Origin of the sequence: Enterococcus sp. DIV0806c (genome assembly GCF_051710905.1) — a bacterium.
GTDB lineage: Bacteria > Bacillota > Bacilli > Lactobacillales > Enterococcaceae > Enterococcus_B > Enterococcus_B mundtii.
Genome location: NZ_JBIOLO010000001.1, coordinates 2,801,033 through 2,819,564 on the forward strand (window position 1 = coordinate 2,801,033; position 18,532 = coordinate 2,819,564).

Sequence of the window (18,532 nt, forward strand, 5' to 3'; positions counted from 1 at the left end):
CTTGGCTTATTTACTGTTTCCTGTATAGGAGAGTAATTACTCAATAAATGATCTTTACACTTTATTCGTCATTTTCACCAATACTTAGAATCAAACGAATATCGTCTTCTGTTAATTTCGTCAATTGTTCTTCGTTTCCTTGAATCACTTTTTGGAATAATTCCCGTTTTTCTTGCTGTAAAGAATCCATTCGTTCTTCGATTGTTCCTTCAGCAATCATTCGCCATACTTCAACAACATTTTTTTGTCCAATACGATGGGCTCTTCCAGCAGCTTGTTCTTCGATCGCTGGATTCCACCATAAATCATAAAGGATGACTGTATCTGCGCCAGTTAGATTTAATCCAGTCCCTCCTGCTTTAAGTGAAATAAGAAAGACATCTTTTTCACCCGCGTTGAAAGCATCGACCATGGTTAAACGATCTTGTGCCTTTGTACTTCCTCGTAAATAAAAGGTACTTAGCCCTAATTCAGCTAATTCCTCTTGAAGGATCGTCAACATACCCGTAAATTGGGAGAACAACAGGACACGACGGTTATTTTCTTTTGCAGCTAGTAATAAATCTTTTACTTGTTCTAACTTACCTGATCCACCTTGGTAGTCTTCTACAAACAAACGAGGATCACAACAAATTTGACGTAAACGTGTCAGTCCTGCCAAGATGCCGATCCGATTCTTTTTGAATGACTCTGAATCCATAGCTGATACTTCTTCACGCATTTGTCTCAAATAAGCAAGGTACACTGTTTTTTGTTCTTCCGTCAACGCAGAATAAAGATTCATTTCAGTTTTTTCTGGTAAATCTTTGAGAACTGTTTGCTTATCTCGTCTTAAGACAAAAGGTCGGATCATTTGCGCGATTTCATCTGTCGTCAATTCTCTAAAACGTGTCCGATTCGGAAAGAACCCTGGCATGATCGTAGCAAATAGTGACCATAGTTCTTCAAGGCTATTTTCGATTGGTGTCCCACTCAAAGCAAACCGCTGTGGAATATGCAACTCTCGTAAAGCTTGAGCAGTCTTTGTGCTGCTATTTTTCACCATTTGCGCTTCATCTAAGACTAAATAATTAATCGTCGATGATTGATATTCTGAAAGATCCTGACGTAAGCTCGCATAAGAAGTAACACGAATATCTACTTTTTCAGCTAACAAAGTTTCTCGCTCTTTCTTATTGCCATTGATCACTTGGACACTCAATGAGGGAGCAAATTTTTTCACTTCGGCTTGCCAGTTATAGATCAAACTCGCCGGTGCTACGATCAAGGCGTCCAATGAACCTTTTTCTTCTTTCTCCGAAAGCAGAAAAGCAATGGTCTGCAGCGTTTTCCCTAGACCCATTTCATCAGCTAAAATCCCACCAAACTGATAATGACCTAACATTTTCAACCATTGGAAGCCTTGCTTCTGATAGTCTCTAAGCTCAGCTTGCAAATTCTTTGGTAAAGTAGCTTCGTAATTCGTAGGATTGATCAAGTCTTGAGTCATTTGTTGGAAAGAATCGCCAAAACTAGCATTACTTCCCGTAAATTGTTCTTTGATCATCAATCCTTGATTTTTTGGCACTTGGATAACGCCATCGTCTGAACGGATCGTATCTCTGAACTGTTGTAGGATTTTGCTTGTTTGTTGGAATTCTTCTGAATCAAACGATAATACCTGTCCACTTTCTAAGGTATAAAATGAATCATTTCTTAACAAACTCTGCAAAACATTGTCGATTTCATGCTCGTTGATTCCTGTGACATCAAAGCGGATATCTAGCCATGATCCTGTTTCTTCTACTTCGATCTGTGGTTGGTGTTTTTGTGCGTCTAGATATAATTCCCGTAATTTTTTTCCTATACGGACTTCTCCAAATTGACGAAAAACAGCTAATTCTGTCCGGAAAAACTGATACAATGCTTCACCTTCTGGTAATGGACGTTCGTAGCCCGTTTTATTTTTCCGGTAACGGTACATACGAAACAAATCAAGGACCCGCTGTTCTTGCGCCGTATCTCTCAATATTTCGGTAGTTTGCTCAGCAAGCGTTTCATGTCGTTCATCTGTGGAGAATACAACATCTCCATATACAAAATCGATTCTTGCTTGGATTTGCCCTTTCATTTTTTTAAAAACAAAGACAAACTCTACTGGAATATCTGCGACTTCTGCCGTCACTTCATCGTCAATAGCAACGGTTCCTATCTGATCTAAAAGTGGTAAAATTTCTTTAAATAAAGAAGACAATTCTTTTTTGTGAAAGGCAACTTCTGGCTCTTCAAAACGTTTCATCAGTTGTTTCCAAGTCAAATAAATCGTCTGTTGCTGCTTAGTCAAATGATAGATAGTACCTTGTCTGATCCCCCACTGGTAGTGAGACAAAAACAAATCAAAGTCACTTACGGCAGTCAGTTGATACTGTGTTTCTTTCTTCTTGACTTGAAAACTTAGCGGTTTCGCATCGTCTGAAAATTGGATGCCATGATAAGTTTGATCATTGATCTGTAGTTTCAAACGTGTCGATTGATTCATACGCTCTAACAAAGATTTCGACTGATCGATTGGCAAAAGTAAGTAACGCTTGTCTAATTTCCCTTTTACCAAGACACCGTTTGCGCCTAACAATGTTTGCGTCTGTGCAATACCTGCGAATAGATCCAGTAGTTGTTGATCTTCTTGTTGGAAAACTCGATGCTCTAAACGGAATTGATACTGTTTATTGACCGTATAGTTTTCCTCTTCTGTGTACGCCTGTAGAAATTCATAAATATTTTTTACGATGTATGTTTTCTTAGGTGTTTCTAAAAAGCCCACACGTAGATACACCGCCAAAATAGAAAGTTCTGGATGGTATTGATTGGTTTCGATCTGTTCGACATGATAATCGATCACTAAGGGTTGTACGGACTTAGTAGAAGTCTTCCCTTTTAATCGGGCAAAGCCTTTTGTCAATAGTTCTCCTTCACTGGTCTTTTTCGTTGGTTCGATCATTTTTTGATCTTTCTGCATGATACGAGAAAGTTGTTTCGATCGTAAATAAAGTTCTACTGCAACAGTGTGCTTGCAATAATGATGTTCTTCCCAGTATGGGCATTGACAGTAATCGATTTCTTTTGCTGTACCATCTAAATCAACTAAATACAGCTCACTACCTAAAACTTCTGCATGCCACACATTCTCTTCTGGATCTGGGACAACCGATAACACACGGTCTTCTTGCAAATATTGACGCCCTCTTGCAATGACTTTTTCCGGAATACTCCATTTCATTGTTATCAATCTCCCTTCTTAACCAAAATGGTAGCGTATCTCACTTTGTCCACTACCTTTTGTATCAATTCGTATTTGTTGCAAGACACGTTCTTTCAACTCACGTACATGGCTGATGATCCCGATCATCCTGCCTTCGCTTTCAACTGTTTCTAATGCTTCCATCGCCATTTCCAAGGCTTCTTCATCCAGTGAACCAAACCCTTCATCAATAAACAATGCTTCGATCGTGATCCCACCAGCTTGCGCTTGAATCACTTCTGCCAAAGCTAAAGCTAATGATAATGCAGCAATAAAGCTTTCGCCTCCAGATAAAGTATGCGATCCTCTGGTCGTTCCTGCTTCATCATCGTACACGTTGATTTCCAGACCAGTCTTTCCGCGGTAGCTACCGACTTCTTCATCTAATTCAAACTGATAGCGGCTTTTTGTCAATCGTATCAGATGTTCATTAGCGACTTGTAAGACTTCTTGTAAATAAACTTGCAAGACATAACGTTCAATGCTTGTCTTTTTAGGATTTTCACCATTCATCGTCTGTGATAATTGTTGCAACTGGATCAACTCATCTAGTTGTTCCTGACTATTTTGATAACATGTGGTAAATTCCATGATCACTTTTTGATTGTTTTGGTGTTCTTGCTGCAAGTGATAGATCAATTGTTGCTGCTCTTCAATGTGTTGTTTGATTTTTTCGATTCGTTCACTCAACACTGTCAAATCTTGGTATTTTTCATCATAGGTGACATGTTCCAGTTGTTCCAAGCGAGTGGAAAGAACCAGCTGTTTCGTTTGATACTCCTTGACCGTTGTTTTTCTATTTTCATACGTGGCTGTTTCTTTTAACAACGTTGCTATTTCTTCTTGTGAGGAAAAATCAGGGTGTTGCTCCAAGAAACTAGAGATTTTACGTTGTTCTTTTTCAACTTGAGTAGTTGTCTTTTCGATTTGTTCAGTCAATGTATCGACTTTAGTTGTCAAAATAGCTGATTCTTGTTGGAGTTTTTCACCTTGCGCCATTTGCTCTTCTAACTCTTGTTTCATCTTGATCAACTGTTCAACTAATTGATCAGCTTCTTTTGCTAAAGTATCAATGTCTTCTGTTCCTAATTGTTGACTTAATCCTGCTATCTCACCTTGGAGTCGTTGGATTTTTTCATTATGGAGCGTTTGTTGAGCTTTTAACTGTTCACTTTGTTCTTGGTTGCTTGCTAGTTCTTCCATGATCCTTACTTGGGCTTCTTCAGCTTTTTGGATTTCCTTTAAATGAGCATTGAGGGTCTTCTCTATTTCCGCAAGCCCACGAACAATATCTTCTTGCGCGTCTATTTGGAAGATGGCTTTTAACTCTGTGTTCAAATAAATCGCTTGTTGATCCAACTGTTGACTCGTTTCCACTTGTTGTTGACCTAAACGAGCAAGCTGTTGGTTGATTTCTTCGATTTCTGCTTTTTTTCGACCAATCTCCTGATGCGTTTTTTCGATCGATTGTTCTGCTTGGACCATTTTTTCTTCAAGTACAGCTAAGTTTTCCTGCACTGATTCACGATTATCCGGTGTCAATGGATGCTCCGTTGCACCACACACTGGACAAGGTTCACCAGGTATCAATAGGGTTTGTAAATAAGTAATTTGTTGCTTTGCCCAGTCGCTTTTCCATTGATTGAAATCGTGTGTTTGTTGTTCAAGTAATTGTTGTTTTTCTACCAATTGCTCTGTTGTTTGTTCAAAGTACTGATGATTTTTCACTAGTTCTTTGTAAAGGTGAGCAAGGTGTTGCTGTTGTTCACAGTAACGTTCCCCTTCTAAACGTAACCGTTCATAAACCAACTGTTTTTCTTGTAGTTCCCCTTGTGTTGCTAAAACGGTTTGACTCGTTTGTTGTCTTTCTTGAAGGATCAATTGCTGATCTGCCAGTTGTTGGATTTCTTGCTGTAATTCACTGACTTTTTTTTCCATTACGGAAAGTTCCGATTGTTTTTCTCTAAAAGTATCGGCCACTGGGATCAATCGTTGCTTTTCTTGGAGCGTTTGACTCATTTTTGCTATTTTTTGTTCGAGATCTTCTCGTACGTCCGCCTGTTCTTGCCATTTCTGTAAATCACTTGCCACCTTATTGAACGCAATAATTAGTTGCTGTTTTTCACTTTCCTGTGTGGTAAGTGATTCTTGGTATTCTTGGCTACGTTCAAGTGGGGTGCGCAATTGCTGAGCGACTTCATAATGAGAAACCCATCTTTGGTGCTCCTCGATCACTTGCTGTTGCTCATTGAGCGCTTGTTGTTCTGCCAATAATTGTTGCTTTTCTTCATAAGCAGATTTTTGATTTTTCCCTTGATAGTAATCTGTCTCGCTGATTTTTTGTTCTTCTTTCAGTTGCTCTAATACTTCTTGCTCTGATACGAGCCTTGTTGAAATTTGATTTTGATACTCTTGCCACTCATTGATCACTGTCTCAAAAGATTGTAGACCAGCCGGTTGCTTCTCCTCATAGGAACTAAATTGTCTTTGCAACAAGACTAATTCTTGCTCCAAATGATCCAGTTCTTTTTGCTTGTTCTTGGCTTTTTCTTTCAATTGTTCGGTGAATCGTTGAAAGAATTGTGTGCCGAATAAGTTACGTAAAACTGTTTCTTTTTCACTACTAGAGGAAATCAAGAAATTCCGAAATTCTCCTTGCGGCAGTAAGACGATCTGTGAAAATTGCTTCGCATCTAAATTCAATAGTTCTTTGATTTCTTGATCGACTTCACTCCGTTTTGTTAATTGTCGAATTTCTTTTCCTTTTTCATCAAAGATCGTTAAACTTACTTTTGCCGCCTGTTTTCTCATGCCCTCACCCTTGCGTTTAGCTAACAATTGTTCAGGCTTACGTTCGACTTCATACCGCAACTGTTGATGTTCAAACGAAAAAAGGACACTCGTTTCGTCTTCAGGTGTCGCAAATAATGACCGCATCTCTTTGCCAGACCGCAACCTTCCAGATGTTTCTCCAAAAAGCGCATAGGTCATCCCATCAAAAATCGTTGTTTTGCCAGCCCCTGTTTTTCCTGTAATCAGAAACAAGGCGGCTTGGGTCAATTTTGAGAAATCAATCGTTTCATCGATAAATGGGCCAAAATTTTTCAATCGTAATGTCTGTGGTTTCATACTTGATCATTCCGTTTCTGTGAGTTCTTGCAACGTTTCTTCTAACCAGCTCATTTGTTGTTCTGTCATTGGCTCATCCACCATTTCAGTAAAGAACGTTTCCGCGAGTTTTTTTGGTTGCTTGATTTCAAGTGTCTGTCGTTTGCTTGTGGAACGATGCCGTCCATTGACACGTTCGACACCAAGTATTCGAGGATAGATTGCTCGTAATTGGTTCATCATGTTAGGAATAACTGCGCGATCTTTTAAATAAATCTGCAAATAATTTTCTCGGTTGATCGTATGGTAAAAACTTGGGTCTAATAATTCTTTAAAACTAGCAGTTACTTCAGCAATATCATACAAAGGTGTGATTTCTTGAAAATCCAACACCAAGGTGTCAGTTAGATCAACGATCCAGACACCTTTTTTCTGATTGATCTCTGAAAGTGAGAATTTAAGTGGCGAACCACTGTATCTAGCATTTTCTTGCTGCAAGGCTGCTTGATTATGAAGATGTCCTAAAGCGACATAATCAAATGGCTCCAATAGACCGCCTGGAATCGCATCTAGTCCACCCACTTCGATTTTTGTTTCTGAATCTGATTTCTTACTACCTGTCACAAAAAAGTGACTGACTAGCACCTGTTTTTTTGCAGGATCAAAAGCGAGTTGCATCTGGTCAACCACTTTTTCCATTGCTTGTTGGACCGTACGGATCGTATCATCTTCAAAATAACTTCTAGCGGAGATTGGTTCAAAATAAGGCAATAAGAAAAATTGAGTATTTTGATAGTCGATAGGTTGGAAAGATTCAGCAAATCGTGTGTGTAAAAAGAATTTTGTTTGGCTGAACCATTCCGTGCCAGCAGATAATCGAACACTACTATCATGGTTTCCTGAGATAGCGAAAATCGGGAATTTTTCGTTCAGGTTCCAGTCGATCATCAACCGATTGAACATCTCTACGGCTTCTACGGCTGGGATACTTCGATCATAGAGATCACCTGCAATAACGATTGCATCCACTTTTTCCTTTTTCGCAATCGTTAGAATCTCAGATAGTACATGTTCTTGCTCTTTAAGTAAATCATAGCCCTGCAATTTTTTTCCTATATGCCAATCTGCTGTATGTAAAAAACGCATCTCATCACCTCAAAAAAATATCCTTCTTACTATTATAACACTTCCATCAAGGACATGACAGCTAGAATCACTTGCAAAAAGGCGGTTTTATAACAAAAAAAGCGATAAAGAAGCGGTGTCTTAGACAATCCGTTTCTTTTATCGCTCATCGAATAAAGAACCATTATTCTGTTTCATTCTTTTTTATGATCTCATATTTAAAATCAGGATTTACTTCCTTGTCTAGTTTATCAAATGCAGCTTGTGTGCGTCGCTCGATTTCTGCCATTCCTTCCTTGTCAGTTTTTTTGATATCTGACAAGTCGATCGGTTCACCAAAGCGAACAATCACTCGTTTGCGTTTGAATAGATCACCTAGCGTGAGAGGACCTTGATACACAGCTGGAACGATTTTTACTTTGGCCATTTTGGCTATTAACGCCATTCCACCTTTCAACTCGGTCGCATGTCTTGTCCCACTTGGAAACATGATCAATCCTAGATCGGTTGATTTTAGAATCTTGACAGGTGTCTTGATCACACTTGGTCCCGGATTGTCTCTTTTGACTGGGAAAGCATTCGAACGTGTTAAGATGAATCGTAAAACAGGGTTTTTGAACAATTCTTCTTTCGCCATAAAACTAAACGATTTAGGTGATGCAGCAACAGCGAGATACAACGGGTCCCACCAAGTGCGGTGTGGTGCAACAAGTATGTAATTCTCGTCTTTTGGTAAGACTTCTTTATTTTCATAACGGGCATTGCCATTGATAACAGCTAAAATCACTTTAACGAGCCCGCGCATAAATCGATAGAACATATCCTCTTCCTTTCTTTGCTTCTCGTTCCTATAGTATGCCTAAAAAAGACCGATTTGACAAGTTCTCTTGGTTCTTTTGAACAAAAATAGTATACTACATACGATTAGTTTTTTCATTTGGAGGGAATTAGATGCTTCACGAACATGAACGTATTGACCAATTATATGCAAAAGATATTAAGATTATCCAAAGTTCCCAAGTTTTTTCCTTTTCTTTAGACGCCGTATTGCTCGCTCATTTTGCTCGTGCGCCAAAAACCGGCCAAATCGTTGACCTTTGTTCGGGGAATGGTGCTGTCGGACTATTTTTAAGTAAACAAACACAGGCAAAGATCGATGCGATCGAACTACAGCCACGCTTAGCTGACATGGCCCGTCGGAGCATTTCATTGAATCATTTAGAACAACAAATGACCGTGCATACGATTGACTTAAAAGAAAGTTTAACGGTTGTCAGACACAACTCTTGTGACTTAGTCGTCTGTAACCCCCCTTACTTCAAAGGCTTACCTACAAATAAAAAAAATCCAAATGAGCATCTAGCAATTGCCCGACATGAAATCCATACAACGTTGGAAGAAGTGATCCAAATCTCCGGCAAGTTATTAAAAACAAATGGTCGCTTGGCTCTGGTACATCGTCCAGAACGCTTCTTAGAGATTTTGACTCTTATGCAAACCTATCAGATTGCACCGAAACGTGTTCAGTTTGTTTATCCTAAAGTAGGCAAGGAAGCAAATATTTTATTGATTGAAGGAATCAAGCAGGGAAAAGCCGATGGTTTCAAAGTTTCTCCACCTTTATTCACCTATGATACGCAAGGTGAGTATACCCCCGAACTTCGTGAGATGCTTTATGGAGAATAACCATTACTTTTATGTGTTGCACTGCCGAGATAATACGTTCTATGGAGGATATACCACCGATTTGGCTCGTCGTTTACAAGAACATAATAATGGTACAGGCGCTAAATACACACGTTTGCAAAAGAGACGTCCTGTAAAAATGATCCATGCAGAAGGATACGCTACAAGAAGTGAAGCCACAAAAGCCGAAGCCGCGTTCAAAAAACAAACACGCCGGCAAAAAGAAACCTATTTGAAGACACATCCTTCTCTTTCTTTACCTGATCAAACGGAGTAAAAAGAATTTTAGAGAAAAAGAATGCCTCAACGAAAGATCGGAGAACGATTTTCGTTGAGACATTTTTTTGTAAGAGTTATCCTACTGCTCAGGTCAAAACATTGCTGTCTCAACCTCAGTTTTTATTCACTTGCTTGAGTACTGTCAGATAAAGTGTCGCTCGTACTAGTCGAAGAAGTCTCACTTGTTTGACTTGTCTCAGATTCTTTTGTTCCACCTAATAGTGCTTCACTGACTAGATGGATATAATTCAACATACCATCTGGATTTGGATGGACTTGATCGTCATAGAACCATTCACTGTGACCATTACTATAACCGTACCAATCAATCACTGTCATGTTGTCATATTTCTTTTCCATTTCTGTGAGCATGGCATTGACTTCATTTTGCCAGCGCTTCGTTGGTACGCGAACATTGACCCAGTAAACTTTACGATCCCCGATCGCGTTCATCAAGCTATCAAATTGCGCCTCAGAAAAAGAGCCATTTGTTCCTAACCCAATTAATACCGTATCTTTCAATAGATCCCTATTTTTCAATTCTTCGATATAAGGAAGGCTTGTGTAGAGTTGACGGCCGACATCGCCATCTACGACTACTTGCGGATATAGTTCTTTTAAATCTGCCGCAGCATCTAACATGACTGAATCACCAAATGCAGTCAGCTCTAGCTGTTGGGCTTTTTCCCCTTGCGCTTTGGTCAAATCATATTTATCCAAAATCGCTTGGTCAATAGGTGCTACATTATTGCCTTGATTATTCTGACTTTTTTCAGCTAGTTTTTTACTTTCAGCAATATTCTTTTGTAATTGCTCTTGGTCCGCTGTCACAGCATTTTTAGGTGCAGTGACGAACCCGACTAAGGCAATCGCTACGACTAAGGTTCCAGGGACCACCCATGGCTTTTTCCTACTGAAAATAGGTTTGGTGAACCAGCCTTTGACGACGCGAAACGTTTGGCTATAATCAAAGCGTGCCAATGGACGTTCGATAAAGCGGTACGACAGTTCACTGATCAATAAAATCAATGTGATTTCAATGACCGTGTGTAACAACACATGATCAGCGATACCTGATACTTTCGCTTCGTAAAAAATCATTACCGGAAATTGGTACAAATAGATCCCATAACTTCGTTTACCGATCCAACTAAAGACCGGATTCGTCAACCAGCGATTCAAGCTCGCACCGGGATGCGCTGTGACTGCCACAAGAACCATACATAAAAGACTGACTAAAAAGAACCCACCATAATAGATAAAGCTCAAATGGTCATCTAAGAAAAAGAAAAAGAGGATCAAAATGATCAACGAACTAAAACCCGCTAAATTCAATACTTTCTTTGCTTGTTTAGGGATATTTTTCTTCAATCGCGTACTTGGCCAAACAAAAGCCAATGCACTCCCCATCCAAATCGAGAACAAGCGAGTATCTGTCCCATAATACACACGAGTAGGATCGCCATTTGGCGAGTACAACACCATCATCAAAATCGCTGAAGCAATGGCTGTGCCCATAATGACATAAAAAATATTTTTTTTCTTACGGACAAATACCATGAGTAATACAAAAATGATCGGCCAGATCAGATAGTTCTGCGCCTCTACTGCTAAGGACCAAATATGGGTAAATGGCGACTCATTTGCAAAACGATCAAAATAGGATAATCCATTATTGATCTGCCACCAGTTATTGACATAGAATAAACTGCTGAGTACAACGCCCCGAAGATTATTCAACAATCCTCGCTGGAATAGCGTAATATATGCTGATGCAGTAATAAGCAAGAAAACGAGCCCAGGATACAGTCGTTTCATTCGCCGAACGTAAAATTGCCAAATATTGATTTTTCCATTTTGTTCCCACTCTTGTCGTAAGAGATCGGTGATAAGATAACCTGAAACGACAAAAAATATCGGAACTCCGAGGTAACCACCCTTCATACTTGTTGGCAACAAGTGGTATAAAATAACCCCGATGACCGCTAATGAACGAATCCCATCGAAGCCCGTGATATACCGGCTATTTTTTAATCTTTTTTGTTTTTCCATTCAATATTCCAACTTTTCATAAACTTTTTTCATTCGTAATATACGTGCATTACCAAAAAATAGCAAGCAAAAACTTCATAAAAGTTGCCACTTTATACTATAATCCCATAGTTCATCAAAAAAGAACACATTTTTAAGTAACTTTAACAAAATTTCAAATATAACAAGTTGACTAATCGTTACTTGAATAGGGTTTCATTATTTTTTTATTTATTTTCGTTGATGAACGAGAAATACTTGAATGATTTCTACTCTTATCATGGATAGACATCTGGAATAGCCATTTAAAAATTTGGACTCCCCAAAAAAAAGGAATCAATAAAAGCTATTCTGCTTTACTTGATTCTTATCGGAACATTGTAAATAATCGAAACATCTATGCTCCCTAGTTATAATCACTCTAACACTCCTTTTCTATGATCACTTTAATAACTCATTCATACTTATTATGAAAAACATCACCTGTCCTTTAGCAGACAGATGATCGTTCTCTTTTGTGTCATATGTAATATAAATCATATAGTATGCTGAAGAGCTAGTGGTGCCAGATCCCAGTTCGGAGTTTTTTAATGGAGTTGAAATCTCATTTAATACAATTTCATATAAATCTTTTGGAAGTTTTAAATGATAACTAGTCTGCTCACCTAATATAGTAGAAATCCATAAAAAATTTCCTTATTGCCCCCTCATCTCCACTAATATTGATAGGATTTAATTCTAAAGTTAAATTATATTCAATAAGTACAGGTTCAATCTTCGATAATATTATACGAAATGTACTTTTAGAATAATTATAAAAAAGCTGCTTCATCTACTTTTCTCAAATTACCATAAAATATATCATTGATTACTTTAAAAAGAACCTCATTTCCAAGTAATTTCGCTTTCTTTTTTCGATAAATAATTCGATCTACTTCTTCAAATCTATAACCTGTACGTTTTACCAAAAAGTTTAAAGAGGATCCAAAATAATCCTTTAAATCCAGAACATCTTTTAATAATCTGATTATTAATAAATCTCATTTGAATGTTCCGCATAACCCCCTCTTATTTATCCTTATTCTTAAATCGTAATTACTATATACTGGAAGAGGCTAATTTATCAAGTTTTTTACCTTTTATTACCAGAAAGGAAAATTAGAGTGTACCCTAAATAGACACTGGCAGTTTATTGTTATTCTCCTTTTTAAATGATAAATTTTTCCAGTTTTATTTGACATACTTTCCTTGGTAGATTAGGTCTCGCTGAAACATTTATGTAAAAAATAGTGGTAGTAGACCGAGTGGTAATCTGATAATCAAATTATCGTTCGGTCTACTACCACTATTTTCTGTACGGATGTTCCAGTAAAGCCACTCTCTTTAAGATTGTTTAATAATATTTAAAGAGGACACGCCGAAAATTTTACTAAAGGTGATTTAATTGAAATAAAACTATTTGACAATGAGTCATATTTTATACTTATTCTATAAATACCTCATTGGTTCATTCATACTTTTAGAGAAGAACTTAGTTAATTATTTGTTTAAAAACAAGCATAGTATGTTATCTCATTTTCCTAAATTTCCAGTCACTTTTTGGATAGGATCTATTTTATTTCCATTTTTATCCATAATTATTGTACGATTTACTTCATTCTTATCATGTTTTATTTTTGAAGTAAATATCCAAATAAAAATCATTGATATTAGAAGAATCAATAAAATTACAAATAGAGGTTTTCTTTTCATATAAACTCCTAATTTTTGAACGTTATATCACATATCATGTTCAAAAAAGATATAAATAATGTTTTTTTCTTTTCTATAATGGAATTATGCTATAAGTTTGTCCATTAACAGGATTATCTACAGCAAAATAAAAATAGCCAGCTGTTTCTAAGGTATAAGGAGAGCCGCTTAAAGGCATATTGTAAACATTTACTACAGAAGCTGGATCAGGGCGATCAGTCACAAAGCAAGCAAATCCTCCTAATGAAAAAGTCAACCTAGCTCTATTTGTACTATTAAGTCCGAAAATATAGCCACTATATCGTGTGCCTGCTCCTGAAAATGGGTTAGAGTGATAGTTAGATCCAAAACTCAGCCACTTTAAAGTAGTCGGGGGTGTTGTGCCTTTTGGTTGTACAAACAGTATTTCAGGTTTGACTTCTTGTCCAAACTTATTATAAATAACAGTTTATTCTGAGGAAGTTAAGGTCACCTGTTCAGCTTGCACCTCAGTATTCATGATTCCAAATATTGAAAAAACAAAAAAACTTATGCCTAACAAAATATACTTTTTCATTTTTTATACCTCCTAAGTATTTCATCATAATAAAAATTTGTTTCTCCTCTTATTCTCAAATATTCTCCTTTCCATTTTATAATTTAAATCACCCCTTTGTTATAAAAACGCTTTCTTTAGAAAGGATGACAATTCCCTTCTTAATTATATAATACTAAAAACAAATAGACAACTAATGTTAATATCGTGCGTCATTTAATATTCAATGTTATTTAATGGTATATTTACGTTGAATAACTTTATATAGATGAAGACAGCAACAAATAACTAATTTAAACTAGAACAGAGTAAAAAGAAGTTAATCTGTTTTCTTTGATTAACTTCTATCCACATTTCAATAAATAATAGAAAAAACTACTATTTCTGTTCACAATAAATAACATTTTTTTATTAAATTTTTAAAGCTACTTCAAGTTTTGTCTGCTATAATTAAAAAAAGTCTTTAAGGAGAACTAAATAATGCTTTTAATTAAATTTATGTGTACTTTAATATATTACGCTAGTTTTATTTATACAGTCTACAAAGTCAGGCAGATCCAACAGGAGTATTCAGATATCATGGCTGTATATAAACAAGAAGGAGAGCGTGCTTTTCCAAACCTGACTGAACAAGAACAAAAGAGACGAAAAAAAGCAATCTCACAATATTATGAAAAAAAGGACCCTTCTTTTGCTCTAAAAAGAAAATTTTCATTTATCGTTTACGTTATTGTCTTTTTTATTTTGGCACGTGTCATTCGCTACTTTTTCCCTATTGAAGACGTCCCTAAAAATTTGAATCATATAATTCCCTATTTGGGAGTAGCCCTTACCATCAGTGCTGTTACAGGCTTTTACTTAATTAAATCCAAAAAAAATGAACGCGAAATATTTAAACAGTATTTAATAGATCATCCTAAAAATGAATTACAATTTGTTTGGGTTTCAGAAAAACTTCAGGCAAGTTTTATGCAAAATACAAATAAAAGATTTATAGTCCATCTTACACTAGGTATATTAATGATATTGTATCCTCTTTTTTCTTAGATGGGGTTATACATTAAAATCATAACTCCCCTTCAAAAGGGTGGTTTGCTCCAAGGCTATAAGCCCTTAACACCGGCCAGCGCCTAAAGAAGCTGGCCTTGCCACTTTTGCCTACCTTTAAAAAGGTGTTTGTTCTACTCTCTAATCCTTAAAAGGGTCCTCATATTCTCGAACACTTAATTTATCTAGCGCTATATCATGTTTCTCTTGTTCTTGAATGTATTTCCTTATGGTCGCTTCATTCAATCCCACAGTGCTTACATACCCTTCTGCCAAAAAGTGTCGATTGCCAAACCTATATTTTAAAGTTGCATGCTTATCAAAAATAATTAATGCACTATTTCCTTTTAGATAACCCATAAAACTAGACACGCTCATTTTTGGTGGGATACTCAATAATAGGTGGACGTGATCTGGCATCATATGCCCTCTAAAATCACCACTCCTTTATACTTACATAATCGTTTGATAATCTCTTGTGTACTTGCTCGATATTGATTATAGCTGATTTTTCTTCTATACTTTAGTGTGAATACAATGTGGTATTTGCACAGCCACTTTGTATGAGATAAACTATTTGTTTTATTACCCATTTCTTTTCCCTTCCTTGCGTTATCAATATAACCTGAACATCATATTTTAACGATGTGTAGGGCTTTTTGATAGAATCATTTGTTCCCACTTCACCCCACCCGAATTGCGGGTGTTTTTCTGTTTCGCTCACTTTGCGAGCTCAACTTGGTCTAAAGACAATAATAAGAACCGCAAAAACAGTTCCCATGTTTTTGCGGTTCAAATCTTTTAGTTAGCTTTCTTTGATGAAATCTAAAATGGAGCTAATAACTAAAGCAATTACTCCCGCTGCTGTTACTGTTGTCGCCCCTGCACCAAGCCACGCAACAATAGGTGGTATTACTAAGATTAATAAGAAAATACCTACACCTGTTGCAATTGTATAGAGCGTTCTTTCAAAAACCTCTTTAAAAAATCCTCCGATTTTATTTAAATCAATTTCAATTTCATATTTAACAGAAGCAGTAATTTCTGATCCTTCTACTGTAAATTTTTGCATATTAATGGCAAGCGATACACTAATTTTCCCATCTTCATAGCCACCACTTAATTCTACATCACCATTTTCGATAGCTGCAGTTAAACCTTCCATGTTAGCTTCCAATTTCCCAGCAATACCACTACCTAACATATCAGAGACTTCACTAACAAATGCTGGATCAATTTTTCCATTTATGATACTAAATGTAATAAGATTATCATTGGCATCTGCGGATTGAACTGTTCCGGCTAATGTTTGTGTGAGTGTGACAGGTCCAATAGAGAAAATGGGCATTTCTACTCCTAATTCAAATTGTGCATTATCAATTGCTTCATCAATCAATTTAAGTCCCAGATTTTTTAGGACGCCAATAGCTGGATCAACCGCACTAACAGTCGTTACACCTGGATCGATTCCAGAGACATTCAGTTTATCAATCATCACTAAACCATCTCCTGAGCCAATTCCATCGCTTGGTTCACTAAATTGGTCAAAAGCCCAATCTGTTGGTTGAGAAAAACCAAGATTACCAGACCAACCAGTAGACATATTCGATACATAACTGGCCACGGTATAGCCTGCTTCAGAAACACGCATACACACATTGCGAGTACCATAAATCCCTACATTAAAACGAATCCCATTTCTCGTCGCAACATCATGTAGTCCACTGAAATAAGGCAGGATGTTTGTCGTAATATCTGAGTCTAGCGCATCCACATCCACTGCAAAATAAATGATTGTTCCTTTGTCAAATCCTAGAGAGTCCGCAGCCGCAAATGCTGTATTTGCATCTGATACACCTTGGTTGTACGTATAGTAGCTTACCACTGGATTATTGTCCTGATAAATCGGAATGATAGCCATTCCAGCATTAATAATATTATTTGCTTCAGTTACCGTTAAATATTTTGGAATAAAGTTATTGCCGACGGTTCCCGTTAAGTAACGACCTACGTATTGTATTCCAGCTTCTTGCAAGGTTGTGATTTGCGCAGGAGTTAGCTGTTCTGAAGTATCTACCGCATTGAAACTACGGTTAGGATCGCCAGAAGAAAGCATCAAGGACATCGCAGTAGTTAAGTCAGGATAACCGTCTGTTACTTCGGATAAATTCAAGAATAATTGGAATAATGATAATGAGTCTGTTGTCTCGGTATCTAATGCTCCGCTGAATGGGACACCACTTGGACGTACATTGATCAGATTTTGATAAAGTGCATATTGGAGAAGTAACACTAATCCGCTATTACTTGCTACTTGGCCACTATCTGCTAACTGTCTATAAACTTCTTGTGTAGTTGGACCGAATACACCATTTGCAATATCGCCTAGACCTTCTTCTACTTGGACCCCATAAATCAAGGCAGTATTTGTGGCACGTTGATAGATCCCGTCACAAGGTAAGATTCCTGTCCATTCCGAATACTTTCTATTTAAAGTTTGTTGCATTTCACGTGTTCGTGCATCGCCTCCTTGAACTAATACAAATGCACTCATATCAAACAAAGCTTTGGCCCATATTGAATCTAACGTACTAGTTGGATTCTCAAATCCAGCAGCCATTTTCAATCCTTTGATTGCATCATCATTATTGAGCGTATAAACTGTGTCAAATTTCCCATTTCCCATCCCTTTGCAGCGAAAAGCACCATCGACCAATTTTACAATTGGGCTTTCATACTTATTAATTAAGTTGGGCGTCACTTGCTGATCCCATAGTGCTGAAGTGGTCTCACCAAAATTATTGACCAATTCTGTAATACCTAACTCATGTTGCACTGCACGAATCAAACCATATACCGTATCCCATCCAGTACGGCCATCTTCCGGAACTGAACCAAAACTAGGTACATCTCCATAAGTTTTATTCAACCATTGTTGTACTTCTAATACCCATGGATCTTCTCTTAATTGTTTATCATTTACGTTCATTTTTTTCACTCCTAAAAATTTATTTTTTGATTCGAATCACTTAGATATGTCGAAGATTTTCGTCATTTGTGACTGGAAATAGAAAAAAATTTTCTTTTTCCAAGTATTTCTTGAATCTCCGCTTCATTCGCTCAATCTTTTTCCGCATACGTGCGTTATATTCTTCAAAAAACATATATCTCACCGCTTCAGCACACGAATAGCCTTCCACTAACAAAGAAAAGAACTGGGCATCATCAGGAGCAATTACTTGATACTTCATTAAAATCTCTTTGATCATCAATGTACTCTCGTCTAAAAAACAGGGTGGAAAGCAGGCACTGGACTCATCAATCATTTGCCAGTGCCCACTTGCATAAGTAATGCCATGTTTATCGGTGGATTTCCCTGATTTTTTCTTATATAAACGCCAAACATTTTTTTCTGCAATAAATAATCGATGGAGAAATACATTTTTAAAGTTAAAATCATTTTTTTGTTCTTCTCGAAAAACTTCGATTGCTTCCCAAGTTGCGAAGAGGTAGGCACTATAAAAATCTTCAAACGAAATGTATACGCCTACATTACTTGCTGAAAAATGTGAATATTTTGCACTTTTTTTTAAATACGGAACAAAATTCAACAAAATTATTTCTAAACGTCTTTCATCTTGTTCTTTTACATAATCCTCTACTTCTATGATTCGTTCTGTCCAAAAATCCAT

13 protein-coding genes and 1 pseudogene are annotated in these 18,532 nt (G+C 37.0%); 3 read left to right on the top strand and 11 right to left on the bottom strand.

Going from position 1 to position 18,532, the window contains the following annotated elements; translation table 11 throughout:
* Positions 1–61: 61 nt before the first annotated feature.
* The 4 genes from IGK77_RS13020 to IGK77_RS13035 all read right to left on the bottom strand — a co-directional run bounded on the left by IGK77_RS13020 (position 62) and on the right by IGK77_RS13035 (position 8,330).
* Complete coding sequence (locus IGK77_RS13020) at positions 62–3,256, bottom strand: DEAD/DEAH box helicase (protein ID WP_074801307.1); 3,195 nt, start codon at positions 3,254–3,256, stop codon at positions 62–64.
* 18 nt (positions 3,257–3,274) lie between these two features.
* Positions 3,275–6,406, bottom strand: coding sequence for an AAA family ATPase (locus IGK77_RS13025; protein WP_074801304.1), 3,132 nt, complete (start codon positions 6,404–6,406; stop codon positions 3,275–3,277).
* 6 nt (positions 6,407–6,412) lie between these two features.
* A complete protein-coding gene (locus IGK77_RS13030) occupies positions 6,413–7,531 on the bottom strand; it encodes an exonuclease SbcCD subunit D (protein ID WP_074801302.1) in 1,119 nt (372 codons plus the stop codon).
* A 163-nt stretch (positions 7,532–7,694) separates the two neighbouring features.
* A complete protein-coding gene (locus IGK77_RS13035; protein WP_010734236.1) occupies positions 7,695–8,330 on the bottom strand; it encodes a lysophospholipid acyltransferase family protein in 636 nt (211 codons plus the stop codon).
* 131 nt (positions 8,331–8,461) lie between these two features.
* Between IGK77_RS13035 and IGK77_RS13040 the strand changes: the two genes are divergently transcribed.
* Together IGK77_RS13040 and IGK77_RS13045 are read left to right on the top strand one after the other, a co-directional pair.
* Positions 8,462–9,196, top strand: a complete 735-nt coding sequence (locus IGK77_RS13040) for a tRNA1(Val) (adenine(37)-N6)-methyltransferase (protein ID WP_071866487.1) — start codon at positions 8,462–8,464, stop codon at positions 9,194–9,196.
* Positions 9,186–9,473, top strand: a complete 288-nt coding sequence (locus IGK77_RS13045) for a GIY-YIG nuclease family protein (RefSeq protein WP_065096641.1) — start codon at positions 9,186–9,188, stop codon at positions 9,471–9,473. The genes IGK77_RS13040 and IGK77_RS13045 overlap by 11 nt, the downstream gene beginning before the upstream one ends.
* Positions 9,474–9,595: 122 nt before the next feature.
* Here IGK77_RS13045 and IGK77_RS13050 read toward each other — a convergent pair whose 3' ends face one another.
* The 4 genes from IGK77_RS13050 to IGK77_RS13065 form a co-directional block, all read right to left on the bottom strand.
* A complete protein-coding gene (locus IGK77_RS13050) occupies positions 9,596–11,527 on the bottom strand; it encodes an acyltransferase family protein (RefSeq protein WP_074801299.1) in 1,932 nt (643 codons plus the stop codon).
* A 640-nt stretch (positions 11,528–12,167) separates the two neighbouring features.
* Complete coding sequence (locus tag IGK77_RS13055) at positions 12,168–12,338, bottom strand: helix-turn-helix domain-containing protein (protein ID WP_081355946.1); 171 nt, start codon at positions 12,336–12,338, stop codon at positions 12,168–12,170.
* A gap of 740 nt (positions 12,339–13,078) precedes the next feature.
* Positions 13,079–13,258: a hypothetical protein gene (locus IGK77_RS13060; protein ID WP_071866489.1), complete on the bottom strand. Its 180-nt coding sequence runs from the start codon at positions 13,256–13,258 to the stop codon at positions 13,079–13,081.
* Between the two features lie 73 nt (positions 13,259–13,331).
* A complete protein-coding gene (locus IGK77_RS13065; protein WP_176285300.1) occupies positions 13,332–13,481 on the bottom strand; it encodes a hypothetical protein in 150 nt (49 codons plus the stop codon).
* A gap of 891 nt (positions 13,482–14,372) precedes the next feature.
* Here IGK77_RS13065 and IGK77_RS13070 point away from each other — a divergent pair.
* Positions 14,373–14,840, top strand: coding sequence for a hypothetical protein (locus tag IGK77_RS13070; RefSeq protein WP_229078109.1), 468 nt, complete (start codon positions 14,373–14,375; stop codon positions 14,838–14,840).
* Between the two features lie 141 nt (positions 14,841–14,981).
* Here IGK77_RS13070 and tnpA read toward each other — a convergent pair.
* From tnpA to bacL2, 3 genes and pseudogenes are all read right to left on the bottom strand, one after another.
* Positions 14,982–15,433 (bottom strand): annotated as a pseudogene (gene tnpA / locus IGK77_RS13075) (IS200/IS605 family transposase).
* Between the two features lie 212 nt (positions 15,434–15,645).
* The gene (locus tag IGK77_RS13080; protein ID WP_071867733.1) at positions 15,646–17,829 is read right to left on the bottom strand and encodes a glycoside hydrolase domain-containing protein; all 2,184 of its coding nucleotides are present in this window, start codon (positions 17,827–17,829) and stop codon (positions 15,646–15,648) included.
* Positions 17,830–17,869: 40 nt separating this feature from the next.
* The gene (bacL2, locus tag IGK77_RS13085) at positions 17,870–18,532 is read right to left on the bottom strand and encodes a BacL2 family protein (RefSeq protein ID WP_074801292.1); all 663 of its coding nucleotides are present in this window, start codon (positions 18,530–18,532) and stop codon (positions 17,870–17,872) included.

Excerpts from the sequence above, each read along its gene's own strand:
- IGK77_RS13060 (WP_071866489.1), bottom strand. The coding sequence starts at position 13,258 with ATGAAAAGAAAACCTCTATTTGTAATTTTATTGATTCTTCTAATATCA.
- IGK77_RS13030 (WP_074801302.1), bottom strand. The coding sequence starts at position 7,531 with ATGCGTTTTTTACATACAGCAGATTGGCATATAGGAAAAAAATTGCAG.
- IGK77_RS13020 (WP_074801307.1), bottom strand. The coding sequence starts at position 3,256 with ATGAAATGGAGTATTCCGGAAAAAGTCATTGCAAGAGGGCGTCAATAT.
- IGK77_RS13050 (WP_074801299.1), bottom strand. The coding sequence starts at position 11,527 with ATGGAAAAACAAAAAAGATTAAAAAATAGCCGGTATATCACGGGCTTC.
- bacL2 (WP_074801292.1), bottom strand. The coding sequence starts at position 18,532 with ATGGATTTTTGGACAGAACGAATCATAGAAGTAGAGGATTATGTAAAA.
- IGK77_RS13055 (WP_081355946.1), bottom strand. The coding sequence starts at position 12,338 with ATGAAGCAGCTTTTTTATAATTATTCTAAAAGTACATTTCGTATAATA.
- IGK77_RS13070 (WP_229078109.1), top strand. The coding sequence starts at position 14,373 with ATGGCTGTATATAAACAAGAAGGAGAGCGTGCTTTTCCAAACCTGACT.
- IGK77_RS13035 (WP_010734236.1), bottom strand. The coding sequence starts at position 8,330 with ATGTTCTATCGATTTATGCGCGGGCTCGTTAAAGTGATTTTAGCTGTT.
- IGK77_RS13025 (WP_074801304.1), bottom strand. The coding sequence starts at position 6,406 with ATGAAACCACAGACATTACGATTGAAAAATTTTGGCCCATTTATCGAT.
- IGK77_RS13045 (WP_065096641.1), top strand. The coding sequence starts at position 9,186 with ATGGAGAATAACCATTACTTTTATGTGTTGCACTGCCGAGATAATACG.
- IGK77_RS13040 (WP_071866487.1), top strand. The coding sequence starts at position 8,462 with ATGCTTCACGAACATGAACGTATTGACCAATTATATGCAAAAGATATT.
- IGK77_RS13080 (WP_071867733.1), bottom strand. The coding sequence starts at position 17,829 with ATGAACGTAAATGATAAACAATTAAGAGAAGATCCATGGGTATTAGAA.